At 68.8% G+C, this 25,917-nt stretch carries 26 protein-coding genes; 7 read left to right on the top strand and 19 right to left on the bottom strand.

Annotated features, from left to right (window positions below):
• Positions 1-24: 24 nt before the first annotated feature.
• Positions 25-1,308: a serine hydrolase domain-containing protein gene (locus tag ACIBVN_RS30385; RefSeq protein WP_397142152.1), complete on the top strand. Its 1,284-nt coding sequence runs from the start codon at positions 25-27 to the stop codon at positions 1,306-1,308.
• Positions 1,286-2,191, top strand: a complete 906-nt coding sequence (locus ACIBVN_RS30380; protein ID WP_397142150.1) for a DUF4097 family beta strand repeat-containing protein — start codon at positions 1,286-1,288, stop codon at positions 2,189-2,191. The genes ACIBVN_RS30385 and ACIBVN_RS30380 overlap by 23 nt, the downstream gene beginning before the upstream one ends.
• 126 nt (positions 2,192-2,317) lie before the next feature.
• Here ACIBVN_RS30380 and ACIBVN_RS30375 read toward each other — a convergent pair whose 3' ends face one another.
• Genes ACIBVN_RS30375 through ACIBVN_RS30365 form a run of 3 tightly spaced genes read right to left on the bottom strand, consistent with a single transcriptional unit; the run spans position 2,318 to position 4,540 of the window.
• Positions 2,318-2,803, bottom strand: a complete 486-nt coding sequence (locus tag ACIBVN_RS30375) for a GyrI-like domain-containing protein (RefSeq protein WP_397142148.1) — start codon at positions 2,801-2,803, stop codon at positions 2,318-2,320.
• A 10-nt stretch (positions 2,804-2,813) separates the two neighbouring features.
• On the bottom strand, positions 2,814-3,764 hold the full coding sequence (locus ACIBVN_RS30370; protein WP_397142146.1) for a sigma-70 family RNA polymerase sigma factor: 951 nt from the start codon (positions 3,762-3,764) through the stop codon (positions 2,814-2,816).
• Positions 3,725-4,540: a MerR family transcriptional regulator gene (locus tag ACIBVN_RS30365; RefSeq protein ID WP_397142144.1), complete on the bottom strand. Its 816-nt coding sequence runs from the start codon at positions 4,538-4,540 to the stop codon at positions 3,725-3,727. The genes ACIBVN_RS30370 and ACIBVN_RS30365 overlap by 40 nt, the downstream gene beginning before the upstream one ends.
• A gap of 81 nt (positions 4,541-4,621) precedes the next feature.
• Between ACIBVN_RS30365 and ACIBVN_RS30360 the strand changes: the two genes are divergently transcribed.
• From ACIBVN_RS30360 to ACIBVN_RS30350, 3 genes are read left to right on the top strand one after another with little or no spacing between them, the layout of a single operon-like run.
• Complete coding sequence (locus ACIBVN_RS30360) at positions 4,622-5,344, top strand: TetR/AcrR family transcriptional regulator (protein WP_397142142.1); 723 nt, start codon at positions 4,622-4,624, stop codon at positions 5,342-5,344.
• On the top strand, positions 5,304-6,764 hold the full coding sequence (locus ACIBVN_RS30355) for an AMP-binding protein (RefSeq protein WP_397142140.1): 1,461 nt from the start codon (positions 5,304-5,306) through the stop codon (positions 6,762-6,764). Before ACIBVN_RS30360 ends, ACIBVN_RS30355 begins: the two co-directional genes overlap by 41 nt.
• Complete coding sequence (locus ACIBVN_RS30350; protein WP_397142138.1) at positions 6,761-7,489, top strand: enoyl-CoA hydratase/isomerase family protein; 729 nt, start codon at positions 6,761-6,763, stop codon at positions 7,487-7,489. Before ACIBVN_RS30355 ends, ACIBVN_RS30350 begins: the two co-directional genes overlap by 4 nt.
• Positions 7,490-7,510: 21 nt before the next feature.
• On the opposite strand, the gene ACIBVN_RS30345 is transcribed toward ACIBVN_RS30350, so the two are convergent.
• The 5 genes from ACIBVN_RS30345 to ACIBVN_RS30325 form a co-directional block, all read right to left on the bottom strand.
• The gene (locus tag ACIBVN_RS30345; RefSeq protein WP_397142136.1) at positions 7,511-8,122 is read right to left on the bottom strand and encodes a PH domain-containing protein; all 612 of its coding nucleotides are present in this window, start codon (positions 8,120-8,122) and stop codon (positions 7,511-7,513) included.
• Positions 8,119-9,192 carry an adenosine deaminase gene (locus ACIBVN_RS30340; RefSeq protein WP_397142134.1) on the bottom strand — a complete coding sequence of 358 codons (1,074 nt, stop codon included), beginning with the start codon at positions 9,190-9,192 and terminating at the stop codon, positions 8,119-8,121. The genes ACIBVN_RS30345 and ACIBVN_RS30340 overlap by 4 nt, the downstream gene beginning before the upstream one ends.
• Positions 9,193-9,225: 33 nt before the next feature.
• Positions 9,226-9,576 carry a cupin gene (locus ACIBVN_RS30335; protein WP_349446875.1) on the bottom strand — a complete coding sequence of 117 codons (351 nt, stop codon included), beginning with the start codon at positions 9,574-9,576 and terminating at the stop codon, positions 9,226-9,228.
• Between the two features lie 4 nt (positions 9,577-9,580).
• On the bottom strand, positions 9,581-10,168 hold the full coding sequence (locus tag ACIBVN_RS30330; protein WP_397142132.1) for a hypothetical protein: 588 nt from the start codon (positions 10,166-10,168) through the stop codon (positions 9,581-9,583).
• Positions 10,169-10,268: 100 nt separating this feature from the next.
• Positions 10,269-11,684: an MFS transporter gene (locus ACIBVN_RS30325; protein WP_397142130.1), complete on the bottom strand. Its 1,416-nt coding sequence runs from the start codon at positions 11,682-11,684 to the stop codon at positions 10,269-10,271.
• An 87-nt stretch (positions 11,685-11,771) separates the two neighbouring features.
• Here ACIBVN_RS30325 and ACIBVN_RS30320 point away from each other — a divergent pair, with 87 nt between their 5' ends.
• Positions 11,772-12,158 carry a MarR family winged helix-turn-helix transcriptional regulator gene (locus tag ACIBVN_RS30320; RefSeq protein ID WP_397142128.1) on the top strand — a complete coding sequence of 129 codons (387 nt, stop codon included), beginning with the start codon at positions 11,772-11,774 and terminating at the stop codon, positions 12,156-12,158.
• A gap of 122 nt (positions 12,159-12,280) precedes the next feature.
• Here the strand turns inward: ACIBVN_RS30320 and ACIBVN_RS30315 are convergent, their stop codons facing one another.
• The 6 genes from ACIBVN_RS30315 to ACIBVN_RS30290 all read right to left on the bottom strand — a co-directional run bounded on the left by ACIBVN_RS30315 (position 12,281) and on the right by ACIBVN_RS30290 (position 19,109).
• Positions 12,281-13,558, bottom strand: coding sequence for a thymidine phosphorylase (locus ACIBVN_RS30315; protein WP_397142126.1), 1,278 nt, complete (start codon positions 13,556-13,558; stop codon positions 12,281-12,283).
• Entirely contained in the window at positions 13,558-13,956 is a 399-nt protein-coding gene (locus ACIBVN_RS30310) for a cytidine deaminase (protein WP_397142124.1), read from the bottom strand. The genes ACIBVN_RS30315 and ACIBVN_RS30310 overlap by 1 nt, the downstream gene beginning before the upstream one ends.
• Positions 13,953-15,233 carry an ABC transporter permease gene (locus ACIBVN_RS30305; RefSeq protein WP_397142122.1) on the bottom strand — a complete coding sequence of 427 codons (1,281 nt, stop codon included), beginning with the start codon at positions 15,231-15,233 and terminating at the stop codon, positions 13,953-13,955. Before ACIBVN_RS30305 ends, ACIBVN_RS30310 begins: the two co-directional genes overlap by 4 nt.
• A complete protein-coding gene (locus ACIBVN_RS30300; RefSeq protein WP_397142120.1) occupies positions 15,230-16,372 on the bottom strand; it encodes an ABC transporter permease in 1,143 nt (380 codons plus the stop codon). Before ACIBVN_RS30300 ends, ACIBVN_RS30305 begins: the two co-directional genes overlap by 4 nt.
• Entirely contained in the window at positions 16,372-17,958 is a 1,587-nt protein-coding gene (locus ACIBVN_RS30295; protein WP_397142118.1) for an ABC transporter ATP-binding protein, read from the bottom strand. Before ACIBVN_RS30295 ends, ACIBVN_RS30300 begins: the two co-directional genes overlap by 1 nt.
• Before the next feature lie 83 nt (positions 17,959-18,041).
• A complete protein-coding gene (locus tag ACIBVN_RS30290; protein ID WP_397142116.1) occupies positions 18,042-19,109 on the bottom strand; it encodes a BMP family protein in 1,068 nt (355 codons plus the stop codon).
• Between the two features lie 304 nt (positions 19,110-19,413).
• Between ACIBVN_RS30290 and ACIBVN_RS30285 the strand changes: the two genes are divergently transcribed.
• Positions 19,414-21,264 carry a Xaa-Pro dipeptidyl-peptidase gene (locus tag ACIBVN_RS30285; RefSeq protein ID WP_397142114.1) on the top strand — a complete coding sequence of 617 codons (1,851 nt, stop codon included), beginning with the start codon at positions 19,414-19,416 and terminating at the stop codon, positions 21,262-21,264.
• A gap of 45 nt (positions 21,265-21,309) precedes the next feature.
• Here ACIBVN_RS30285 and ACIBVN_RS30280 read toward each other — a convergent pair whose 3' ends face one another.
• The 5 genes from ACIBVN_RS30280 to ACIBVN_RS30260 form a co-directional block, all read right to left on the bottom strand.
• On the bottom strand, positions 21,310-22,074 hold the full coding sequence (locus ACIBVN_RS30280) for a hypothetical protein (protein ID WP_397142112.1): 765 nt from the start codon (positions 22,072-22,074) through the stop codon (positions 21,310-21,312).
• 7 nt (positions 22,075-22,081) lie between these two features.
• On the bottom strand, positions 22,082-22,528 hold the full coding sequence (locus ACIBVN_RS30275) for a GNAT family N-acetyltransferase (RefSeq protein WP_397142110.1): 447 nt from the start codon (positions 22,526-22,528) through the stop codon (positions 22,082-22,084).
• Between the two features lie 91 nt (positions 22,529-22,619).
• The gene (locus ACIBVN_RS30270) at positions 22,620-23,405 is read right to left on the bottom strand and encodes a hypothetical protein (protein ID WP_397142108.1); all 786 of its coding nucleotides are present in this window, start codon (positions 23,403-23,405) and stop codon (positions 22,620-22,622) included.
• 70 nt (positions 23,406-23,475) lie between these two features.
• The gene (locus ACIBVN_RS30265; RefSeq protein WP_397142106.1) at positions 23,476-24,480 is read right to left on the bottom strand and encodes a DUF711 family protein; all 1,005 of its coding nucleotides are present in this window, start codon (positions 24,478-24,480) and stop codon (positions 23,476-23,478) included.
• A 78-nt stretch (positions 24,481-24,558) separates the two neighbouring features.
• The gene (locus tag ACIBVN_RS30260; RefSeq protein ID WP_397142104.1) at positions 24,559-25,800 is read right to left on the bottom strand and encodes an amidohydrolase; all 1,242 of its coding nucleotides are present in this window, start codon (positions 25,798-25,800) and stop codon (positions 24,559-24,561) included.
• Positions 25,801-25,917 lie beyond the last annotated feature (117 nt).

Raw genomic sequence — 25,917 nt, 5'->3', positions numbered from 1 at the left:
GGCTCACCGAACGGAGAAACCCTCATGACCACACGCCCGGCTCGATTCGGCATCGGCCTGCTCGGTGCCGCCGCGATGGTGGCCGGCAGCGTCATGGTGGCTCCCACAGCATCGGCCGCTACGGCAGACGCCCCCAACCACGCCCAGGTTCAGAAAGCGCTCGACCAGGCCGTGGCCGACCGCGGTGTTCCCGGCATGGTCGCCCAAATCCGCGATCCTCGTGGACGGTGGTTCGGCTCGGCGGGGGTGGCCGACACCCGTACCGGTCGCAAGCGCCAGCAGCACGAACGGTTCCGCATCGGCAGCGCCACCAAGCCGTTCACGGCCGCCGTGGTCCTGCTGCTGGAGGCCGAAGGCAAGCTGAGCCTTGACGACACCGTGGAGAAGTGGCTGCCCGGCCTGGTCCAGGGCAACGACAACGACGGCAGCACGATCACCATCAGGCACCTGCTCAACCACACCAGCGGGATCTTCAACTACGGCAACGACCCGGAGGAGTCCGCCAAGTTCACCGGCCCCGCGTTCTTCGAGCACCGCTATGACAAGTACACGCCCGAGCAACTCGTGAAGATCGGCCTTCGCAATCCGCGCTACTTCGACGAACCGGGTGACGGCTTCACGTACACCAACACTGGCTACTTTCTCGCCGGGATGGTCATCGAGAAGGTGACCGGCAGGACGCTCGCCGACGAGATCTCGCGGCGGATCGTCCGCCCGCTGGGCCTGACCGGGACATACCTGCCCGGCCAGGAGACGAAGATACGTGGACCGCACCCGCGGCACTACTCGACGTTGTTCGGGCCTGAAGACGACGCCAAGGTCTACGACGTGACCGAGCAGAGTGCCACCACCGGCTGGGCGGCCGGTGGCATGGTGTCCACGGTCGGCGATCTCGAGCGGTTCGCCGGCGCGCTGCTGCGCGGCAAGCTTCTCCCGCCCGCCCAGCAGAAGGAGTTGTTCACCATGGTCAAGACCAAGGTCAAGACACCGGATGGCACCTGGGTGGACCCCTGGGTCCCCAACACCACCTACGGCCTCGGCGTCTTTTCGTGGGACCTGTCATGCGGTGCGACGGTCTGGGGCATCGGCGGCGCCATCAGCGGTGCGTTCTCCTTTTCGATGGGCACCCGAGACGCCAGGCGCCTGCTCACCACCAACATGAACATCGACCGATATGCCCGGCGTAACTCGCTCGACACGATCAAGAACGTGCTTCAGGCCGAGTTCTGCCCATCCGGCGCCCAGGGCGGGGACGGATCTTCAACCAGCACAGGAAGGCATCGCCGTGCCGACGTTCGAAACCCCTGAACCAATCGCCGTCACCATCGACATCGAAGCCGGTCACGTCCGGATCCACGCCGGCGACCGCGTCGACACGGTCGTCGATGTACGCCCGCGCGACGAGTTCGAGGACGCCGACGTCCAAGCCGCCGTGCTTACCCGGATCGAGTACGCCGACGGCCGGCTGTTGGTGCAGGCCCCCGCGAACAAGATCCGTTCGCTCTTCGGTCGGCCCACGTCGATCGACGTGACGATCGAGCTGCCGAGCGGCTCACGCGTCGACGCGAAGGCCTGCGCGGACTTCTCGAGCGAGGGGCGCATCGGCGAGACCACCATCGACACGGCCGCCGGCCACATCCACCTTGACCAGACCAGCAGTCTGAGACTGCGTACCGCCGCAGGCGACATTTCAGTCAGCCGGTCGGCAGGGCACGCCGACGTGAACACCTCGTCCGGAAAGATCTCGATCGGCGCGATCGACGGCACCGCGGTGGCCAAGACTTCCCATGGTGACATCGCCGTCGGTGAGGCGACCGGCGACGTACAACTGAACACCGCCAACGGCGACATCACCATCGACCGGGCCCAGGCCGCCGTCGGAGCAAAGACCGCCCACGGCAACATCCGGGTCGGCGAGGTGGTGCGCGGGGCGGTCGTGCTCGAGACCAACCGTGGACAAGTGGAGCTCGGGGTCAGGCAGGGCACCACCGCCAGGCTGGATGTTCACGCCAAGCGCGGCAGCGTACACAATGGTCTGAACGACGACGGCCCCGAACAGCCCGGCGAGACCGTCGAACTACGCGCCCGCACCGGTAACGGCGACATCGTGATCCGTCGTGTGCCGACCGATGATCCCAAAATCGACATCGTCGGGGCCGATCGGGAGCCGGTGCACATCTCACCGGAGTAACTGCTCGATGTCTGGCGATAGGCGCACGAGACATCGAGGGGACCTATCCGCGTGGAAGCGCCGCAGGCCGGGGTCGCGGGGTGGTCCGCATGGGGCCGGGGAACGATACTCCGGCCCCAGCGTTCGTCAGGCCAGGCGGAACTGGAGGTCGGTGTCCCAGTTGTTCATGTCGGGCTCCTCCAGCGGATTGGTCTTGTAGAGCTCCAGGCGGCAGCCCCAGTGCTCCGTCCCGTCCTTTTCGGTCATGTCCCAGGTCAGCCCCTGCTCCTCGGCCCACTTCAGCACCGAGGAGTTCACGCCGGCCAGTCGGTCGGGGTGGCCGTGGTGGGAGGCCATGACGTAGCGGCCCGCGGGCAGGACGTCGGCGAAGATCTCGCCCTCTCCCGCCAGCGGCGTGGCGACCGGCACTCCGGCCTGCACCACCAGCCGGTCCTCTGCCATGTTGATGCTGTCGTACCGGAAGAACGGGGCTCCGGCGGGAGCCGCGCCGCGTTCGGCGAGCCAGCCGATCAGGCCCGCGATGCGGTCCCCGACCAGGTGGAAGCTGGTCATGGTGATGGTCTTGCGGATTCCGATGTAAGGGCGGTCCGGGAAATCGATGATTTGTGGCATGTTTCCTCCTTCATCCCTCAGTACGGAGCGAGTGAGCCAAACTCATCGGCAGATCGAAGAAGGGGAACAGGCCGGGATCCAGGTACGTGGTCATGCCCGCTATGCGGCCGTCCGCGATGTCCATGACGACCAGGGCGAACGGCTCGCCGTCCACGTATTGGCCGAAGGCCGGGGAGCCGTTGGCCCTGGTGGGCAGGAGGCGGGCGCCGGCGCACGGCGCGTCCGACGCGAGCAGGACCGCCCGGATGCTCTCGCGCCCTCGCAGCCACCACGTGAACGGCGGCATCGACGACGTGGCGTCCTCGTGCAGCAGCGACACCAGGGTGGCCACGTCGTACCGCTCGAAGGCCGACACGTAGCGGGACAGCAGTTCCTCGTCCACCTCCAGGTCGGCGGGCTCCACCGCGGGGAGCTTGGCGCGGGCCCGTTGCAGGGTGCTGTTGACGGACGTGACCGTGGTGGACAGGAGGGTGGCGGTCTCGGCGGCGGACCATTTGAGCACGTCGCGGAGGATGAGGACGGCGCGCTGCCGGGGCGGGAGGTGTTGCAGGGCCGCCACGAAGGCCAGGCGGATGGTCTCGCGGCTCACCGCCAGTTCCTCGGGGCTGACGCGGCTGTCCGGGATGGGGTGGATCCAGCGCTCGGGAGGCAGTGGCGCGCCCAGTTCGGCGCCCGGGACGGCAGCGGGGCCGAGGTCCATGGCGCGGGCGCGGCGTTGCGGGCCGCGCAGCATGTCGAGGCAGACGTTCGTGGCCAGGTGGAACAGCCACGAGCGCAGCGGTCCGCGCGAAGCGTCGTACGTGTGCCACGCCCTGACGAACGCCTCCTGCACCGCGTCCTCGGCCTCGAACCCCGAGCCCAGCATGCGGTAGCAGTAGCCGGTCAGCTCGCCCCGGTGCCACTCCAGCTCCGTCGCGTCCACTACGCCGAAGTCACCTCGATCTGGAGCTCGGTGACCCATTCGTCCTTGTTCTCCGGGCAGTGCAGGGAGATCTCCCTTGCCAGGCCCAGGGAACGGTAGCCGTTCTCCTCGATCCAGTGGGCCAGCGCCTGGAACGTCGACCCCACCGCCTCCATCGGCCCCTCATGGATGATCGTGGCCGCGGTCTCGATGGGAGGCAGGTCGACGACCTCGAAGTCGTAGGAACCGGGCGGCACGGAAACCGGCAGGCAGGTGTGCACCATGACGGAGCCGTCGTCGTCCGGCACGTAATAGGCCAGGCCGGGACCCACGACGCTCACCCCGGCGGCCTCCACCCGGCGGCAGATCTCCAGGAACAGCGGCTGGATGACCGGGCCGATGTCCGCACCCTCATAGCTGGCCGCCCTGGCGCTGAGCTCGGCGACCCTGACCGCGTCCACCCTCTTGAGCACGACTTCGGCCGTCCGCATGTGCCCCTCCGTCTCGATCGTGCGCAATCGCGCCTCGACGCCCCGGAGCCTGGCCAGGTCGGCGCTGATCTGGGCCTCGAGCTGGGCGCGGCGCAGCCGTACCATGCCGTGCAGCTCCTCCGCGCTCACCTTCTCGTCCAGGATCGCCCTGACCTGCTCCAGTGTGAAGCCGAGGTCCTTGATGGCGACGATCCGGTTGAGCCTGGACAGCTGCGCGGCCTGGTAGGACCGGTAGCCGGTGACCGGGTCCACGTGCGCCGGGCGCAGCAGGCCGATGGCGTCGTAGTGGCGCAACATGCGTACGGACACCAGTCCGAGCCTGGCGAAATCTCCGATGCTGAACATGACGCCTCCAGGGATAGGGCCTGACACGGTGTCAGGGTCAACCTATGGCGATTCAGGGATTAATGGGGTATTTTTCGAAACATGGGCGACCGAACGTTCGGTAGGTCGATGGTGGACCTCACTGACCGGGACGCGGATGCTAACCAGCGGATCAGGACGGCGGCGGTGCTGCTGTTCGCCCGGCAGGGCTATGCGGCCACGAGCATCCGCGATCTGGCCAGAGCGGTCAACATGACCAATGCCGGGATATATCACCACGTGGCGAGCAAGGAGGCCCTGCTCGCCGACCTCATGCGCGTCGCCCAGCAAGGGCTGATCGACGCCACGGAGCGCATGCTGCGCGACGCCGAAAGCCCTGCCGACCGCCTCGCCCTGTTGATCAGCTCGCTCACCGCCGTCCATGCGCTCAGCCCCATGACCACCCGCGTCATGGACGGCGAGCTGCGCTCACTGACGCCCGGCTCCGCCGCCCGCGACGAGATCATCGCCCTGCGCGACGCGTACGAGGACTACTGGAGGGACGCCCTCGCACGAGGCGTCGAAACCGGGGCGTTCCGCGTCGCCGACCAGAAGCTGACCCGACTGGCCCTGATGTCCATGTGCACCGGCACCAGCGAGTGGTACCGCCCCGACGGGGCCTCCACGCTGGAGCAGGTGTGCGCCGAGTTCGTCACGATCGGCCTGGCCGCCGTCCGCGCGCCCGCCCGGGCCGAGGCAACCCTCGATCTCTCACTGCTGCCCGACTTCCCGTGGGAGCCGCCGGATGCACGAAACGATCCCCGACCTGATGAGGCACGCCGCTAGCACGTACGGCACGCGCGAGTTCCTCCGCTTCCCCGACACCTCGCTCACCTTCGAAGACGCCGACGCCCGGTCCGACGGCCTGGCCGCCGCCCTGATCGACAAGGGCGTCCGGCCGGGCGACCGGGTGGCGATCATGATGGACAATGTCCCTGACTGGCCGCTGAGCTGGCTGGCGATACTCAAGGCGGGCGCGATCACCGTGCCGGTGAACGTCCGCTACCGGGCCGCCGACCTGGAGCACGTCCTGCGCGACTCGGGCGCCGTGGCCACGCTGACCACCGAGGAACACGTCCCGCACATCCCGGGTACGGTCTACGTCCTCGGCTCGGTCCCACGCGCCAGGATCCCCGCCAGAACCCACGAGATCGCGAATTTTCAGTACACGTCGGGGACGACCGGGTTTCCCAAGGCCTGCATGCTCACCCACGACTACTGGCTCAGGACCGCCCGACTGGTCGCCGACCAGGTCCGCCTGCGCGACGACGACGTGATGCTGATCGCCCAGCCGTACTCGTACATGGATCCTCAATGGGTCACCCTCCTCTGCCTCATCGGCGGCATCCCCCTCGTGGTGCTCCCCCGCTTCTCCGCCTCCGGCTTCTGGGCCTCGGCCAGAGAGCACGGCGCGACGCTCACGTACGTGCTGGGCTCGATGCCTCTCCTGCTGCACAAGCAGCCGCCACACGCCGACGACGGCGCCGGGCGGCTGCGTCTGGTGCTCTGCTCGGGCATCCGCCCGGACCTGCACAGGGCGTTCGAGGAGCGCTGGGGCGCGCCGTGGCGCGAACTGTACGGCTCCACGGAGAGCGGCCCGGACCTGGGGGTGCCCATCGACGCCGAGGAGACGGTCGGCACCGGCGCCATGGGCCTCCCGTACCCGGGCAAGGAGGTCACGCTGGACGAGGAGACCGGCGAGATCCTGGTCAGAGGCGCGCCCATGATGAAGGGCTACTGGAACCACCCGGAGGCCACCGCCCACGCCTTCAGAGGCGGCTGGTACCACACCGGCGACCTGGGCTTCCGCGACGAGCACGGCTACATCCACCACGCCGGGCGATTGACGGACATGGTGCGCAGGGGCGGGGAGAACATCTCGTGCGCCGAGGTCGAAAGCGTGCTCACCCAGCACCCGGCGGTCCTCCAGGCGGCCCTCGTGCCCATCCCCGACGACCTGTGGGGCGAGCTTCCGAAGGCGTTCCTCCAGCTCCGCCCCGGTCACGCCGCCGACGAGGACACAGCCATGAGCGTGATCGAGCACGCCAGAGGCCGCCTGGCCCGCTTCAAGATCCCGGAGTATGTGGAGTTCGTGGAGGGGTTCGCGCTGACCCCGTCAGCCCGCATCGAGAAGCGCCACCTACTCCACCCGGAACGCGACCAGCGCGCCGCCCCAGCTCTGTTCACTGGCAAGGAGAGACCGTGATCGAAGTAACCGAACGCGACCAGGTCACCGTGATCACGCTCGCGCGCCCGGAAAAGCTCAACGCCCTCACCGCCGGCATGCGAAGGGACCTGGCCGCGGCGATCCGTGAGCACGGCGGGAGCGGCAGGGGCATCGTGGTCACCGGCACCGGACGGGCGTTCTCGGCCGGCGAGGACATCCACGAGGCGGCCGGCAAGTCGCTGGTCGAGGAGGTGGCGCTCTTCCACGACATGACCAGGGCGGTGCTGGAGACCCAGGTCCCGGTCGTGGCGGCGGTCAACGGCCTGGCCGTGGGCGGGGCCGCCGAGTGGACGCTCTGCTTCGACACCCGCATCGGCACCCCGGCGGCCGAGTACTTCTTCCCGGAGAACCACATCGGCCTGTCGATCTCGAACGCCGCCTGCTACCTGCTCCCCCGCCTGGTGGGCGCCAAGGCGCTGCGGCTGGTGCTCGACTCCACCCGCATGACCGCCGAGCAGGCCCTGGCCACGGGCCTGCTGGACGAGATCGTCGCCCCCGGGACGCTGCTGGACACGGCGATCGAGCGCCTGCACCACTGGACGCGGCCGGGCACCGCCACGGCGGTGCACCTCGGGCTGCTGCGCCCGCCCGTCGACGAGGTCGAACGGGCCTTCGCCAAGGAGACGGAGGCCGCCAAACAGGTGGAGGAGTCGGGGATCGCCCAGGCGGGCATGTCCCGCTTCGTCAACAGACCCAGGCGGTGAGGACCACCGCCGCCGAACGGCTCAGGCGATGACGATCGCGGCGACCAGGAGCACCCCGGCCGCCGCCAGCACCGCGATGGCGTCGTAGGACCACGTCACCCGGCCCGGCGCCGCCTCCTGGTCGCGGCGCCTGGCTGACTCGGCGCGCTCGCGGATCTGCTCGCCCACCCAGTCGGCGTGCGTCTTGCCCGTGAACGCCTCCGCCGCCGCCTGCTCCGCCTTCGACAGCGTGGGCTCGGTGCGGAGGCGCCCCCGCTCCTGCCTGGGCATCCCGCGCCGCTGTGCCCTGGCCCGCTCCCGAGCGCTGCTCATCGGCGTCCAGAGCCGCAGCACCCGCCCGTCGCCGTACGAGACGTTGATCGAGTGGGACACCGTCACGTCCTCGACCGAGGCCCACGGCAGGAAGGTGGTGCGGAGCGGGTTGCGCCCCACCAGCCCCTCCTCAGTGAACACCGTGGCGGGGCGCAGCGCGACCACATAGACGAACGCCGTCAGCGCGCCCAGCACGGCCAGCGCCACCAGCGACGACTTGCCGGTGTAGTGGGCGATCAGGTCCCACACGTTGAAGGCGACGAAGACCAGCCACACCCACGCCAGCACGAACGCGGTCCTGGACCGGTAAGTCTGCTTCACGGCTGCCACTTGAGCTGCGCGAATCCCGGCTTGATCACGCCGTTGATCAGCGCCAGCCGCTCGTCGAACGGGATGAACGCCGACTTCATCGCATTGACCGCGAACCACTGCAGGTCATCCCAGCCATAGCCGAATGCCTCGACCAGCTTGGCGAACTCCTGCGACACGCTGGTCGAGCTCATCAGCCGGTTGTCGGTGTTGACCGTGACCCGGAAGTTCAGGCGCCGCAGCAGCCCGATGGGGTGCTCGGCGATCGACGTGGCGGCCCCGGTCTGCAGGTTGGACGTGGGGCACATCTCCAGCGGGATGCGCTTGTCACGCACGTACGCCGCCAGCCGCCCCAGCTTGGTGGACCCGTCCCCGGCCACGGAGATGTCGTCGATGATCCGCACGCCGTGCCCGAGCCGGTCGGCGCCGCACCACTGGATCGCCTGCCAGATCGACGGCAGCCCGAACGCCTCGCCCGCGTGGATGGTGAAGTGGGCGTTCTCCCGCTGGAGGTACTCGAACGCGTCGAGATGCCGCGTGGGCGGGTAGCCCGCCTCGGCCCCCGCGATGTCGAACCCCACGACGCCCACGTCGCGGTAGCGCACGGCCAGCTCGGCGATCTCCATGGAGCGCGCCTGGTGCCGCATGGCCGTGAGCAGCGTGCCGACCCGGATGCCGCGCCCCTCGGAGCCCTGTCTGAACCCCTCGAGCACCGCCTCGACGACTTCGTCGAGGGTCAGCCCCATGGTGGTGTGCTGCTCGGGCGCGTAGCGCACCTCGGCGTAGACCACGCCGTCGGCTGCCAGGTCCTGGGCGCACTCGGCGGCCACGCGCTGGAGCGACTCGCGGGTCTGCATGACCCCGACGGTGTGCTCGAACGTCTCCAGGTAGCGCTCGAGCGAGCCGGAGTCGGACGCCTCCTCGAACCACTGGCGCAGGTTGTCGGGATCGGTGGTGGGCAGCCGATCGTAGCCGGTCTCCCTGGCCAGCTCGACGATCGTCTCGGCGCGGAGCCCGCCGTCGAGGTGATCGTGCAGCAGCACCTTGGGAGCCCGCCGGATCTCGTCAAGCGTGAGACTCATCTGGCCATGATAAGGGCGGACTCCCCATGCGGCTCAGTCGCGACCGGCGCTCTCCGGCGAGAAGGCGGGCAGGCACACCGCGATGTACTCGGCGCCCTCGGGACCCACGCTGTAGCGGACCTTCTCCCCCGGCGACGTCACCACCGACTGCCCGGCGGCGACCTGCGTCGTGCCCTCGGCGTGCTCCACCAGCAGCAGGCCACGCAGGACCACGGTGTACTCGGTGAACAGCGGCGTCTGCGGCGGCTCCTCCCAGCCGGGCGGAGCCGTCATGTGGGCTATGGAGATCGCGTCGTCACCACTGTTGACGCGGCCGATGTGCTCGTCGATGAGCTTTCCGCCGGGAACGGGTATGCGGGCCGGGGCCTCGATCTTTCTCACCACGAGGTCAGTGTGCCACGTCGATGATCAGCCGGCTGGGATCGCCCTGCTCGTTGAGCTGGAACGCCGCCTGCCTGGCCAGCACCAGGCCGATGCCGACGTGGCCCTCGAAGTCGCCGGTCTTGACGACGTCGGTGAGGTTGCCCAGGTTCGCGGGGAAGACGGGGCCGCCGGCCCACGTGGGCTTGCCGTTCTCGTCGTGGGCGTTGGCCGGGAAGAGCGTGACCTGGAGGTACGCGCCGCCGCGCACCTCGATGGGCTTGCCCGAGCCCTCCTCCAGGAACTGATCCACCCACCTGACGTTGTATCCGGGGACCTCGCCCTCGAGGTGGACGACCACGCGGTCGTACGTGTCGTGGGCGGCGTAGCGCACATCCGTCACCACGGCGGGCTCGATGCCGTCGCGCTGGACGTCCACCTCGGCGGTGCTCGTCGGCTTGCCGCCCTCATGCCTGGCCGTCCCGGTGGCGGACGGGGTGTCCGTCAGGACGGCCTGGGTGCCCGTGCCGCAGGCGGCGAGCAGCGCCAGGCAGGCGAACGGGAGGACGGCGCGGCAGCGCGACGACCGGCGCGCGGACGGGGATGACGAGCGCATGCCCGGTAGATGCCCAGGTTACGGGCCTGCAAGCGGCGGATCGGCGTGCTGGAATGAAAAAGGGGCCCGCCGGACTGGCGGGCCCCATGGTGAAGGACGGTCAGACGGTCTCGTACACCTGCACGTTCTCGTCGGCCTTCGTGACGGCCGCGGCCTTGCGGTTGCGCAGGCCGGTCGCCGCGATCGCCAGCCCGACCAGGGCCAGCACCAGCGACACCACGATCGCCGAGCGCAGCGCGCCGATCGAGAGCGTCTCGCCGCCGCCGCCCGAGGTGAGCACGGCGGTGACCACGGCCAGCACGATCGCGCCGCCCACCTGGCCGGAGGTGTTGAGCAGCCCGGAGGCCAGCCCCTGCTCGTCGTCGTCCACGCCGTTGGTGGCCTGGATGTTCAGCGCGGGGAACGACAGCGCGAACGCGATGCCCATGAGGATCATGCCCGGGATCACCATGCCGCCCAGGCTCGGGTCGCTGTCGATGCCGAGGAAGATCGCGTACCCGCCGGCCAGCGCCGCGGAGCCGATGACGATCAGCTTGCCGGTGCCGAACCTGTCGGCGAAGTCGCCCATCTTGGTCGAGGTGACCGCGACGAGCAGGCCCGCGGGCAGGAACGCCAGGGCGGTGCCCAGGGCCGACCAGCCGAGGAGGTTCTGGAAGTACTGCATGGCCACGAACTGGAACGCGACGTACGAGCCCATGAGGATCAGCAGCCCCAGGTTGGCCCGGACGATGTGGGCGGAGCGCAGGATGCCGAGCCGCACCAGCGGGTGGCGCATCCGCAGCTCGGCGAGGATGAACAGGCCGAGCAGCACGGCCACGCCCACCAGCGAGCCGATCGTCTGCAGCGAGGCCCAGCCGGCCTCGGGCGCCTGCACGACCGTGAACACCAGCAGCAACATGGAGGCGGTGATCAGCACCGCGCCGATCAGGTCGTGGCCGCCCTCGGCCCGCTCGTCCCGGCCGCGCAGCACCTTCGGCGCGACGAGCAGCGCGAGGACCGCGACGGGCACCGGCATCAGCAGCGTCCACCGCCAGCCGATCTCAGTGAGCAAGCCGGACAACACGAGACCGAGCGAGTAGCCGCTGGCGCCGCAGGCGGTGAAGATGCTCAACGCCTTGTTGCGCTCCGGGCCCTCGGGGAAGGTCGTCGTGATGATCGACAAAGCCGCGGGGGCGGTGAAGGCGGCGGCCACCCCCTTGACGAACCGGGCCGCGATCAGCAACCCGCCGTCGTCCACAATGCCACCGAGCAACGACGCCACGGCGAAGACGCCCAAAGCGGCCAGGAACACCCTGCGCCGCCCGAGCAGGTCGGCGGTCCTGCCTCCGAGCAACAGAAGACCGCCGTAGCCGAGCACGTAGCCGCTGACCACCCACTGCAGAGACGAGGTACTCAGGCCCAGGTCGTGCTGGATGGCGGGCAGGGCGACACCGACCATCGAGACGTCCAGGGCGTCAAGGAAAATCACTGCGCAGAGCACGGCGAGCGCGCCCCAACGGGATGAGGAAGAGGACATGGGACTGAACAATACATGCAGACGCATCTTATGCAAACGCATTTAATGCCGTTGCATGAGATTTAGCGAAGTGGTAACCTCCGCGACATGGACGAGGAGTTCGTGGTCGAGACCTGGCATTACGTCCTGGCCAAGCACGCCAAGGCCATGTGCGCGCTGGAGCGTGAGCTGGGCGATCGGCACGGGCTGGGACCGAGCGAGTTCGAGGTGCTCGATCGGATCGTCCATCACGACAGAAAGCTGCGCATCCAGGAGCTCTGCGACGAGGTCCACCTGAGCCAGAGCGCCCTGTCCCGGGTGGTCGCCCGCCTGGAGAAGGCCGCGCTCGTGTCACGCGGGGTCTGCGACGCGGACCGGCGCGGCGTGTTCGTGTGCATCACGGACGAGGGCCGCGCCCGCCACGCGGAGGCCCTTCCCACGCAGCGGGCCGTCCTGTCCGAGATCTTCGCCGACGCCCCTGCTCTCGTCCGCTGACGACGCCCGGCGTTACGCCCCGCGTCCCACCGACCGGGGCCGTTCAGAGGCGCGCCGCTCCGAAGGGGCGCCCGCGCACGCCGTACGGCCGGACGCGCCCCTTCGGATCACCGTGGAGACGGCTACGAGGCTGTGATGCGGTCGATGATCAGGGGAAGCAGCTCCTCGCCCGCCTCGCCCACCGCGTAAGCGCCCTCCAGCGCCTCCAGAGCCCGCGAGAACCGCTCCGTCTCGTCCGCGTGCAGCGTCAGCAACGGCTGACCCGCACGCACCAGGTCGCCGGGCTTGGCGTGCAGCGTTATCCCGGCCCCGAACGACACGGGGTCCTCCTTGCGCGCCCGCCCGGCGCCGAGCCGCCACGCCGCCAGACCCACCGCGTACGCGTCCAGCCGGGTCAGCACCCCGGACGAGGGCACCTCCACCGTCAGCGTCTCCGCGGAACGAGGCAGCAGCGCGTCAGGATCCCCGCCCTGCGCGCGGATCATGCGGCGCCAGGCGTCCATGGCCGACCCGTCCGCCAGAGCCTTGGCGGGATCCTTGCCGGACACCCCCGCGGCCTCCAGCATCTCGTGCGCCAGCCGTACGGTGAGCTCCACCACGTCGGCGGGCCCACCGCCCGCGAGCACCTCGACGGACTCCGCGACCTCCAGCGCGTTCCCCACGGCCCGTCCCAGCGGCCGGTCCATCGCCGTCAGCAGCGCCACCGTGCGCACCCCGGCGTCCGTCCCCAGGGCGACCATGGTCTCGGCCAGCTCGCGAGCCGCCGAAGGGGTCTTCATGAACGCCCCGGAGCCCACCTTCACATCGAGGACGAGCGAGCCCGTCCCCTCGGCGATCTTCTTGGACATGATCGACGAGGCGATCAGCGGGATCGACTCGACGGTGCCGGTGACGTCGCGCAGGGCGTACAGCTTCTTGTCCGCCGGGGCCAGCCCCGAACCCGCCGCGCACACGACCGCGCCCGCCGAGCGCAGGACCTCCAGCATCTCGCCGTTGGAGAGCGAGGCGCGCCAGCCGGGGATCGACTCGAGCTTGTCGAGCGTGCCGCCGGTGTGCCCGAGGCCGCGGCCCGAGAGTTGCGGCACGTACGCGCCGCAGGCCGCCACCAGCGGGGCCAGCGGCAGCGTGATCTTGTCGCCGACGCCGCCCGTCGAGTGCTTGTCGGCGGTCGGCCGGTCGAGCGCGGACCAGTCCATGCGCTCGCCGGAGCGGATCATGGCCTGCGTCCAGTCGGCGATCTCGCGGCGGTTCATGCCGTTCAGGAGGATCGCCATGGCCAGCGCGGACATCTGCTCGTCGGCCACGCCGCCGCGGGTGTAGGCGTCGATCACCCAGTCGATCTGGGCCGTGGTCAGCTCCCCGCCGTCACGCTTGGCGCGGATGACCTCGATGGCGTCCATCAGGCGCTCCGGCTGAGGTCGTGCGGGCCGAACGCGTACGGCAGGATCTCCGCCATCCGCTTCGGCCCGTCCACGGTCTCGACCAGCAGGTCGTCGCCGCCGAACTCGTAGAGGAGCTGGCGGCAGCGCCCGCACGGCATCAGCAGTTCGCCGTGCCCGTCCACGCAGGTGAAGGCCACCAGCCGGCCGCCGCCCGACGACTGGAGAGCCGACACCAGGCCGCACTCCGCGCACAGGCCCACGCCGTAGGAGGCGTTCTCGACGTTGCAGCCGGTGACGACCCTCCCGTCGTCCACCAGCGCCGCCGCTCCCACGGGGAACTTCGAGTAGGGCGCGTACGCGTTACGCATGGCCTCCGAGGCCGCGTCCCGCAGGCCGTCCCAGTCGATGGTGGTCAATGTTGCTCCCCCCGGCGATAGCGCACGCCGTCGGCCTTGGGCATCCGCAGCCGCTGCGAAGCCACCAGGAGCACGAGCAGCGTGAGCACGTGTGGTGTGATGAAGACGAATTCGTTCGGCAGCTGGTCGACGGCCAGCCAGAGCCAGAAGAGCACGGCCATGCCGGCGGCGGCGACCGCCATCAGCGTGTACTCCTTGGCGCCCCTGGCCGCCAGATCGGCGGGCCGGCCGGGCGCGAGCGTCCGGCGGACCATGACGCCCAGGTAGATGAGCAGCAGCACGGCGCCGAACAGGAAGAACGAGGTGATCGACCCGGTGCTGCGCAGCTGCAGGCCGTCGGCGTAGCCGAACAGTGAGGCGCCGATCGCGAGCCCGCCGGGACGCCAGTTGCCGAAGATCATGGCGGCCAAGCCGATGAAGCCGCGCCCCGCCGTCTGGCCCTCGACGTACTTGGTGGAGACGAAGACCAGGAACACGCCGCCGAGCCCGGCGAACGCGCCGGAGATCACGACCGCGAGGTACTTGATCAGATAGACGTTCACGCCCAGCGACTCGGCCGCCCAGGGGTTCTCACCCGCCGAGCGCAGCCGCAGGCCGAACGCCGTGCGCCAGAGCACGTAGAACGTCAGGGGCAGCAGCAGGACCGCCAGGATGACCAGCACGTTCACATTGTGCGTGAGCCCGCGCAGGATGCCCGCGAGGTCGGAGAGCAGGAACCAGTGCGTGCCTTCCAGCTTGCCGAGCAGGTCCGGCCCGTCGGACAGCAGCGGCAGGCTGACCGACGGCGCGGGCGAGGTGATCGCGGGTGAGCTGGTGATGCCCGCCCCGGCGTCGGCCGCGGGGGTGCCCTCCTTGAAGAGGACCTCGGACAGGAAGCGGGTGACGCCGGGGCCGAGCAGGTTGATCGCGACGCCGCTGATGATGTGGTCGACGCCGAAGGTCACGGTCGCGACCGCGTGGATGAGCCCGCCGAGCGCGCCGCCGAGCAGCCCCGCCAGCAGCGCGGCCACGGCGCCCCACTGGTATCCGGCCCAGCCGGCGAACCAGGTGCCGAGCACCATCATGCCTTCGAGGCCGATGTTGACCACGCCCGCCCGCTCGGCCCACAGGCCGCCGAGACCGGCCAGGCCGATCGGCACCGCCAGCAGCAGCGCGGCGGCGAACGTGCCGGAGGAGGTGATGTCGTCCTGGCCGGACACGACGCGGACCAGCGACATCAGCAGGATGAGCGCGGCGACGCCGACGAGCGCCACGTGGTACTTGCCAAGCCTGGTCATGCTGCCACCTCAACCGGAGTGTTCCTGCCGAGCTGCTGGGCGGCCCGCCGTTCTTCGAGTCTGAGCGCCAGCCGGTTCGTCACCTCGTTCGCCACGACGACCAGCAGGACGATCACGCCCTGGATGATCGTGATGACGGACGGCGGGATGTCCGCGAACTGCAGCGCGCCCTGCGCCCGGTCGAGGAAGGCGAACAGCAGCGCGGCGATCGCGATGCCGACCGGCTTGTTCCTGCCGAGCAGCGCCACCGCGATGCCGAGGAAGCCCAGGCCCGCGGTGAAGTTGGAGTTGAACGCGCCCTTGTCGCCGAGGATCTCGGGCAGCCCGATGAGGCCGGCGATCGCGCCGGACAGCACCATCGCCGCGATGATCATCTTCTTGGGGTTCACGCCGGAGGCGAGCGCCGCCGGGCCGTTGAGGCCGCTGGCCTTGACGTTGAAGCCGAACCTGGTGCGCTCCAGCAGCACCCAGATCGCCACGCCGAGCAGGATCGCCATGATCAGGAAGCCCCACAGGCCGCCGCCGCGGGTGGGCGGCAGCAGGCCGAACCCCTCGAACAGGAAGTTCAGGTTGGGGAACATGCCGGAGTCGGGCAGCGCCGGCGTGGTCGTGGTGAGCTGGCCCTCGGCCCGCTGTCCCGCGAAGGGGCCGCGGACGAGGTAGGAGGCCAGGTTGATCGCGATGTAGTTCAGCATGATCGTGGCGATGACCTCGTTGACCCCTCTGGTCACCTTCATGACCGCGGGGATCAGCGCGTACAGGCCGCCGACGGCCGCCGCGACCAGGATGATCACACCGATCTGGATCGGCGCGGGCGCCTGGAACGTCGAGCCCACGTACGCCGCCACAATGGCCGCGAGCCGGTACTGGCCCTCGACGCCGATGTTGAAGAGGTTCATGCGGAAGCCGACGGCCACCGCCAGGCCGGCGATGAACAGCGGCACCGCCCGGTTGACGAAGGCAGCGATGCCGTTGGAGACCGCCCGCGGGGTCGCGCCGAAGTCGAAGAAGGCGGCGAACGCGTCCAGCGGGCTGGCACCCGCTGCGACGATCGCCACGCTGGAGATCGCGATCGCCAGGATGATGGCGATGACGGCGCCCGCCACGGTGAGCAGCGCCCGGTTGAGCCCGGCGGGCATCACGTCTCCTCAGTTCCGGCGATGGCGCCGGTCATGTAGCCGCCCAGCCGCTCGGGCGTGATGTCGGAAGGATCGAGAGAGGCCACGAGCCGGCCGCGGTAGATCACCCGCAGCGTGTCGGACAGGCCGATCAGCTCGTCGAGGTCGGCCGAGATGAGCAGCACGGCCAGCCCGGCCGCCCTGGCGTTGCGCAGGTGGTCCCAGATGGCGGCCTGCGCGCCGACGTCCACGCCGCGCGTGGGGTGGGCGGCGATGAGGAACTTGGGCTCGCCGCTCATCTCCCGGCCCACGATCAGCTTCTGCTGGTTGCCGCCCGACAGTGCCAGGGCCAGGGTGTCGACGCTGGGCGTGCGTACGTCGTAGTCCCTGACGATGCGCTCGGTGTCCGCCTTGGCGGCCCGGCGGTTGATCCAGATGCCGCTGCGGGCGGGCTTCCTGGTCTGGTGGCCGAGCACGCGGTTCTCCCACAGCGAGGCCTCCAGCAGCAGGCCCTGCCGGTGCCGGTCCTCCGGGATGTAGCCGATCCCGGACTCCCTGCGCCTGAGCGTGGACCAGGCGCTGATGTCCTGCCCGTCCAGCCCGATGCCGCCGTGCGCGGGCCTGATGCCCATGATCGCCTCGATCAGCTCGGACTGGCCGTTGCCCTCGACCCCGGCGATGCCGAGGATCTCGCCCTTGTGGATCTCGAACGACACGTCGTCGAGGAGCAGGCGCTTGCCCTCTTCGCGCAGCTTGCCGAGGTCGGCGCCCGGGTGGTGGCCGTCGGCCTCCACGGTGAGGTGCTCGACCTTGAGCGCCACGACGTCGGTCACCGTGGACTCGCGGGTCTCGGGCGTGGGCAGCTCGCTGCCGACCATCAGCTCGGCGAGCTGGCGCGCGGTGACCTCGCCGGGATCCACGCTCGCGACCGTGGTGCCGCGCCTGATCACGGTGATCGCGTCGGCGATGCCGAGCACCTCGTCGAGCTTGTGCGAGATGAAGATGACGGTCAGGCCGTCGGCCTTGAGCTCGCGCAGGTTCTGGAAGAGCTCCTCGACCTCCTGCGGCACCAGCACAGCCGTCGGCTCGTCGAGGATCAGGATGCGGGCGCCGCGGTAGAGGACCTTGAGGATCTCCACACGCTGGCGGTCGCCGACGCCGAGGTCCTCCACGAGCTTGTCGGGGTCGACCCGCAGCCCGTGGTTCTCGGCCAGCTCGGTGATGCGTTTCCTGGCGGAGCCGGTGTCGAGCCTGCCGCCCTTCTTCGGCTCGGCGCCGAGGACGATGTTCTCCAGCACGGTGAGGTTGTCGGCCAGCATGAAGTGCTGGTGGACCATGCCGATGCCCACGTCGATGGCGTCGCTGGGCGTGCGGAAGCTCACTTCCTCGCCGTTGACCCTGATGGTGCCCTCGTCCGGCTTCTGCATGCCGTACAGGATTTTCATCAGCGTGGACTTGCCCGCGCCGTTCTCCCCGACGATGGCGTGCACGGTGCCCTGCTGGACGGTGATGCGAATGTCATGGTTCGCGATGACACCGGGGAAACGCTTGGTGATGCCCTCCAGCTCTACGGCGGGTTTCACCGTGGCCAGGGTGTCAGCACTCATTGCCTCTCCTAGCGGGGGGCGGGGGGATAGACAGAAGGCCCGAAGTCAGGACTCCGGGCCCTCAGCTGTCACTCCTACCCCGATTACGGCTTCGACGGAACCGTGATTTTGCCGTCGACGATGTCTTTCTTTGCCGCGTCGAGCTTGTCCTTGATGTCGTCGATCTCGCCGCCGGTGGTGGACAGGCCCACGCCGTCGACCTTGAGGTCGTACGTGACGTTGGTGCCGCCCTTGGCGCCACCCTGGAAGGCCTTGATGAACTCGAAGACACCGACGTCGACGCGCTTGAGCATCGAGGTCATGATGACCGGCTGCAGGTCGGCTTCCTTGACCGTCTGGCGCTGGTCGGAGTCGACGCCGATGGCCTTCTTCTTGGCCGCGGCCGCCGCCTGGAACACGCCCAGGCCCGAGTCGCCGGAGGCGTGGTAGACGATGTCGGCGCCGTCCTGGTACATCTTCTCGGCCGCGACCTTGCCGCTGGCCGGGTCCTTGAAGCCCTTGAAGTCGCCGTCGGGCGAGAGGTACTTGATGTCGACCTTGATGTCCGGCTTGACCGACTTCGCGCCCGCCACGAAGCCCGCCTGGAACTTCTTGATCAGGTCGTTCTCGACGCCGCCGACGAAGCCGAGGTGGTCGGCCTTCGTCTTGCTCGCGGCGGCCACGCCCGCCAGGTAGGAGCCCTGCTCCTCGGCGAACAGCAGACCGGTCACGTTGGGCCCGTTGGAGGCGGAGTCGACGACCGCGAACTGGATGTCCGGGTATTCGGCCGCCGTCTTCTTGATGTCGTCGCCGTAGGCGAAGCCGACACCGATGATCGGGTTGTAGCCCGCGTCGGCGAGCTGACGCAGGAGGTCACCGCGGTTTGAGCCGTCGGCCGCCGGACTCAGCTCCTTGATGTCCGCGCCGAGGTCCGTCTTGGCCTTCTCCAGACCGGCGTAGGCGGCGTCGTTGAACGACTTGTCACCCCGACCGCCGACGTCGAACGCCAGCCCCACCTTGAGCGCACCCTTCGGCGCCTCACTGCTCGCGCCTGCGCTGGGCGCCTCGCTGGCTGTGGTACCCCCACCACTGCCGCCGCAGGCCGCCGCTGCCATGAGCATGACGCCGGCCACGGAGCCGATCGCCATCCTGTTGAATCGCTTGCCGAGCAAGGCGACTCCCTTCCATTTCCCCGTCGTCCTCGCCGCTGTCAGGCCCAAAGAACGTACGGCACCTGCACGGAAGATAGTTGCTTGACCAGGGCGAACCAAACTGGCGCACAGGGTCGAAACCGCTCCGTTATCGACATCACTCGCGTCCGTGACCTGAAGCACGATTCCGGACACATGCCGCGACGCAGAGGAAGTTTTGCCCAACTTTGACCTCTTGTGTTGCGGCGGATCCTAACGGAGATTCCGACAGACGGTGGAAGTCTTAATCCTGGAGTCCCGAATGCATCCTTGGAAGGTCTTATCCGTGCCCTTGGCCGCGCTGCTCGTCGTGGCCTTGAGCGGCACCACCCCCGCCACCGCCGGCACCCCCGCCATCAAGATCGAGAACAACGCCACCCAGCCGGTCTTCTCCAGGGCCGACGCCGTCAAGCAGACGGTGTTCGTCGAGGTCGAGGGGACCGACAGCGACAACGACGGCAAGCCCGACCGCGTCGCCGTGGACATCCTGCGGCCCAAAGAGACCGACCAGGGGCTGAAGGTCCCGGTCATCATGGAGGCCAGCCCGTACTACGCCGGCGGCAACGACGTCGCCAACCACCCCGTGGACGTGGACGAGAACGGCAACCCGCTGCCCGCCATGGTCGCGATGGCGAACAAGTCGGCCGCCGGGCCGTTCGACGGCTACTACGACAACTACTTCCTGCCTCGCGGGTACGCCGTCGCGCTGGTGGAGAACCTCGGCAGCGGCCGTGCCACCGGCTGCCCCACCTCCGGCGACCGCAACGAGACAGCCGGTCCGAAGGCCGCGATCGACTGGCTGAACGGCCGTGCCAAGGGCTTCGACGCCGACGGCAACCCGGTCAAGGCCACCTGGTCCACGGGCAAGGTCGGCATGATCGGCGTCTCGTACAACGGCACGCTGCCCAACGCGGTCGCCGCGACCGGCGTCGAGGGCCTGAAGACGATCGTCCCGATCGCCTCGATCTCCAGCTGGTACGACTACTACCGCGCCAACGGCGGCGTCCTCGCGCCCGGCGGATTCCAGGGCGAGGACCTGGACGTGCTCGCCAAGTACGTGCTGACCAGGGAGAACGGCCAGCAGGCCTGCGGCGCACTGATCGACGGGATCACCGCGGCCCAGGACCGCGTCACCGGCGACTACAGCCCCTTCTGGGACGCCCGCAACTACCTGAACGACGTCGGCAAGGTCAAGGCCAGCGTCTTCCTCGTGCACGGGCTCAACGACTGGAACGTCAAGACCAAGCAGTTCGCGCAGTGGTGGCACGCCCTGGCCAAGCGGCATGTGCCACGCAAGATCTGGCTGCACCAGGGCACCCACATGAGCCCCTTCAACTTCCGCGCGGCCGAGTGGCTGCGCCAGCTGCACGGCTGGTTCGACTACTGGCTGTACGGGATCGACTCGGGCATCATGCGCGAGCCTCAGGCCGACGTGGAGCTCGTGCCCGGCCAGTGGGGGCAGCACGCCTCCTGGCCGCTGCCCGGCTCGGCCACGGTGCCCCTCTGGCTGGGCTCGGGCTCGAAGCTGGGGCTGGTGCCGAGCCCGCGATCGGCCAAGGAGACATTTGTCGACCAGAAGGTCAGGACGGCCGAGCAGCTGGTGGAGGCCACCGGGACAGACCCGAACCGGCTGGCGTACGTGACCGGTGACCTGCCCGCCGACGTGCGGATCTCCGGCACGCCCACAGTGTCGGTGCGGGCCTCGCTGAAGGACGGCGCGTCGCCCTACCTGACGGCGTTGCTGGTGGACTACGGCACGGACGTCCGCGCGAACGGCACCCTGCTCTCGACGGGCCAGACCTACTGCTACGGCCAGGGCGTCCCGGGTGACACGGGCTGCACGACGCTCAGGACGCTCGGCACGGCCACGACCCCGTACAAGATCGTCACGCGGGGCTGGCTCGACGTCCGCAACCGCCACCGCGCCGACCGGACCGAGGCCCTGCGCCCCGGCAAGGAGTACTCCTTCACCTGGGACTTCCAGCCGACGGACTACCTGTTCAAGAAGGGTCACCGGCTGGGCCTGGTGATCATCTCGACCGACTACGACTACACCCTGCGCTACCCGCCGGGCACCAGGATCACGCTCTCGCCGGGGCAGTCGTCGCTGCGGCTGCCCGTGACCTTCGGCCTCTGAGGTGACGATCGGTCGTCGCCGCCGCGCCTGCGGCGGCGACGGCCGTCATATGGCCCTGGTCTGCCGCTCGAGCTCCTCGGCCTTGAGAATGGGCGTCACGCATGCCCAGGCCGAGTCGAAGTGGCTGATCAGAGCGTCGATGATCTCCGCGTTGTAGGTGAGGAAGACGACCGTGCTGTCCCTGACTCCAGGGCCGGGCGTGGTCTCTATGCCGAGGATCGCCGCCACCCGGTCGAAGACCTGGTACGACACGAGCGTGTCGAACTTGTCGACTATCCCGATCTTCACCCGGCCCTCCTCCCCACTCGTCTTGAGCAGGGTCACGAGGTGCTCGCGGAAACGCGGGCGCAGCTCCTCGCCCGTGATCCGCCAGTATCTGCTGAGGCTGCCCAGCCGAAGGGCCTGCTCGGTGGCGGCCAGATAGTCCGTCTGCTTGGATGCCGGGTCGGAGAGCTGGTCCTGCCTGGCCCTGCCGATGACCCGGATGTGCCGGCTGGTCGCGACCAGCCCGTTGACGATGTCCATGCCACCGCTGTGCTCGTCGAGCCGGAGCAGGTGAGCGGCCTGCACCAGTTCGCTGACGTGCACCTCGATCCGCGTCAGGCGGTTGTGGACGAACGCCGAGGCGAAGACCGCGGCCAGGAAGAGCCCCACCAGGGCCCACTGGGGCGGTCCCGCGCCGGAGGAACTGGCGAGGTTGGACAGCACCAGCCCGAATGAGGCGCCGACGAGACCGGCGATGATCGGGCTGCCGACGAGCTGCGAGTAGAACCGATTGGTGGCGCGGCGGGTCGTGCGGAACAACGCCATACGAACCTCATCCCTCGTCGAAAGTCATCCGCTTGCTCACCCGGTGGTGTGTCCGCCCGGCGATGAGAAAGGGATCGCGGTCCACGGTGAACCCGAAAAGCCGGGCCAGACCCAGCGCGGAGGTCTGCGCCGTCGCCTCGACGAGGTCGTATTTCCGCACATGCGCCACCCGCAGCATGGAGGCGACGAGCAGGAAGCCGATGCCTTGTTTACGCATCTCGGGAACCACGGCGAGGCGTTGCAGATGGTTTTCTGCCATCCGAGCGCTGCCGACTGGAATGCCGTCCTTCGTCTCGACGAGGAAGTGTATGCAATAGTCATCGCTGCCGTCCTCGTCGAGTTCTCTCGGTATCCCCTGCTCCCGCTGGAAGACTTCACGGCGGATGATGCGGACATTTCCCCCCAGCTCCGGCCAATACCCTTCGCGAAGCACAAAGGTATCTAAGAGCTCCATTTCCCCTCCCGCCCCATGGCCAGACCATGCTAAACCAGCCTAACTCTCTGGCTCCGATCGGGAAGTCGATGTTTCCGATCCGATATGCGGGTCAGGACCAAAGAATGAGATCACCATTGTCGGTTATCCCGACGAAAAATGAGACGGTGATCCGCCGGCCGTCGCCGGGGCGGACGGCATGTAAATTGCGGGAGTCGAATATGACGACGTCGCCGGCATTCGGCTTGATCACGGCGGACGGGCATTCCGCCACGACTGCCGGGTCGTACCCGACGCCGACGCGGTGGCGCTCATCGGCGGGGCTCCGCCGCTTCTGCCAGATCACGGTCTCCCCGCCGGCTCGCGGCGCCGCGATGAACAGGTTGAACCCCAGTTGCACCACCGGCGGCTGCTCGAACAGCGCCCGGCCGTACTCGAAGACGACGTCGTCGCAGTGCACCACCGCGCCGTGGCTCAGTTCGCGGACGATCCCCCAGTAGAGCGGGCGCCCGCCCGCGCGGGCCGGCCCGATGTCCCCCGGCCAGGCCTGGCGCAACAAGTCGGCACAGGAGCTTCTGACGCGCTCGCAGTCGGGGTCGCCGCGCCAGAAACCGAGCGCGTCCTCACTGCGCCGCCAGTAGCCGGCGTCGATGCCGCCGTTCTCGCGCGCCTCGTTGAGGCTCGGCCCGAGGCGCGCCGCCGGCAGCCGATAGCGCTCGATGTCGTAGTCGTCGAAGCGCTGCCGCGCGACCGCCGCGCACACGACCGCGCACATTTCCGGCGACAGAGCACCTCGAATGTGCACGCCCGCCACCTCGCAATCGGCGAGGCGCTGGAGATCCTTGCCGTCCAGCAGGTCACAGACGAGGACGGGGAATGCTTCCTGCTCGAATGGCATGAACGCCCCCGGGGGTGAGATCCCTGGCCACGCCAAGTATCACACGAGCGCACATGGCCGTCGATGCGGCTCAGCGGCCGAGCTTTCGCACCGCCACGTCCCGCAGATATGAGTTCCGGAAGTCGGTGTTCTCCCCTATTCCGGCGTTTCCGTCGGAGATGAACCGGGCGGACAACGGCTTGCCATATTTCAGGGACAGCGCCCGCAGGAGTTTCAGCACATCCAGAACCACCTCGGGATCCTCGTCGGTCCCGATGGGATAGGTGTCGATGCCGAGGCCGGAATGCATGGACAAATAGAGGTTCGTGGCGAGGTCGAAGTTGCCCTTCTCGTACTCGATGCTCAGTTCGAAGTCCTCAAGGCACGGGAACATGAGCCCGCAGAGCCCGACCGGCTTCGGATTGTGCTGCTTGACGAACGTGGTGGTGCGTACGTAGAAGTCGGTGATCAACGATCGCCGCAGGTCTCCGCAGCGTTTGCCGACGAAGTCGATGAGGCTGCCCGCCCCGGAGCCGAGGGGCGCGACCGAGGAATCAATCCCCAGAAAGCCCGGCATATCCCCCAGCGCCGCGACTATCTCCTCCCAGGCGGACCGCATCCTCGCGAACCACTCTTCCTGCGACTCGCAGCCGGCGGCCAGGTCCGTCGGCTGCAGGCCGACGGAGAAACCCGGCCGCTCATAAGCCGCGGAGGGGAAGAACGGACTGGACGGCACGTTGCTGAAGACGTAGGAGAAATAGAACGTCTTCGGCGCCGCCTCCCGGACGAACCTCATGAGCAGCGCGACATGGTCCAGCGTCGGCTCTTCATCGGTCAGGTCCAGGTGGCAGCACATGCGCTCACTCGCGTAAAAGGCGTCGAGCTGCCGATGAATCTCTTCTGCGGACAATCTGCCGACGCTCGGATAGATGTCCATCCCGTCGGTGAACCGGGCCAGCTCCGCCATGGCGACCGGAGCGACAATTCTCCTGGTCTGAATGGTGTAGCCGGCGTCGGACAGGCGCCTTTCGACCTTTTGCTGCGCGCGCAATACGTCGTCGTGCGGATTACGGCTGAACATGCAGACCGTCCGCACCAAACGCTCCATCCGGCACCGCCCCTGTCTGGTGATGGCCTTTAACCGATTATCCCGAGGTGCGCAGCTGCGAAACAGTCACAACTGTGCACCCTCCCACAGCGAGGTAAAGGTGGTGGTGGCCAAGGTACGCACGCCGACGCCGATCGCCCGCTCGTCGATGTCGAAAAGCGGATGATGAATGTCGACAGCGGGCGCGTCCGGGCCCCGCGTGCCGAGCCGGGCGAGCGCCCCGGGGATGGACTCCACGTACCAGGAGAAGTCCTCACCGCCGAGACTCTGCGGGGTGGGAACCACCGCCGTGCTGCCGAGCACCCGCGTCGTCGCGTTGCTGAGCATCTCGATGCTGGAGGCCTCGTTGACGGTCGGCGGCGTGCCGCGGCGGTAGTCGAGGTCGACCTCGACGCCGTACGGCGCGGCCACCGACTCCACCAGCGCCTTGATCAGGTCCGGCGCCTGGTGCCACGCCGCCTCGTCCAGCGAGCGAACGCTGCCCTGCACGAAGCCTTCGTCGGGGATCGTGTTGAAGGCCGACCCGGCGGTGATCTGCCCCCACACCAGGCTCAAGCTGGAGCGCGGATCCACCCGGCGGGAGAGCGCGGCGGGCAGCTCGGTCACGAGCTTGCTCAGCGCGTAGACGACGTCGACGGTCAGATGCGGCCGGGCAGTGTGCCCACCGGGCCCGGTCACCTTGATCTTGATGTGGTCGCAGGAGCCCGTGATGGGGCCCACCCGAAGCCCGAGCTGCCCGACGTCGATGCGCGGGTCGCAGTGCAGGGCGAAGATCCGGTCGACGCCGGAGATCCCGCCGTCCTTCATGACCTCGAGCGCGCCGCCGGCGACCTCCTCGGCCGGCTGGAAGATCAGCCGCACCCGCCCCGGCAGCGCACCCTGGCGCGCCTGCTCGGCCAGGAACAGGCCGACCCCCAGCACGATCGCCGTGTGAGCGTCGTGGCCGCACGCGTGGCAGACACCGCGGTTCCTGGAACGATAGGGAACGGTCTTCTCGTCCTCCATCGGCAGGGCGTCGATGTCGGCACGCAAAGCCACGGTCGGACCGCCCTCGCCGCCGATGTCGGCCCACAAACCAGTGCCACGTGTCAGGAGATGGGGAGACAGGCCCGCGCCCGCGAGCCGCTCGGCGATCCGCTCGGTCGTGCGCTGCTCGTTGAAGGCGACCTCAGGGTGCATGTGCAGGTCACGACGGAAGGCGATGAGCTCAGGCTCCATCTTCTGGAGAAAGGCATCGAGCTGCCCGACGAGATCGCGTCCTGCCGGGCCCTCCGGAGTCGACTCTTCCTCAACGACTCTCGACAACATGTCCAATGCCTTCCATCCTCACACATCTGACTCAGTGTCACCGTCCCGGCCGCCCCATGAGACGTGCACGCTCCGCCTACTGTTACGAATGCGCACTCAGGCCCGGGTCACGGGTGC

Source organism: Nonomuraea sp. NPDC049400 (assembly GCF_044466425.1).
Lineage (GTDB): Bacteria > Actinomycetota > Actinomycetes > Streptosporangiales > Streptosporangiaceae > Nonomuraea.
This window is presented reverse-complemented; position numbering and strand designations above follow the sequence as displayed.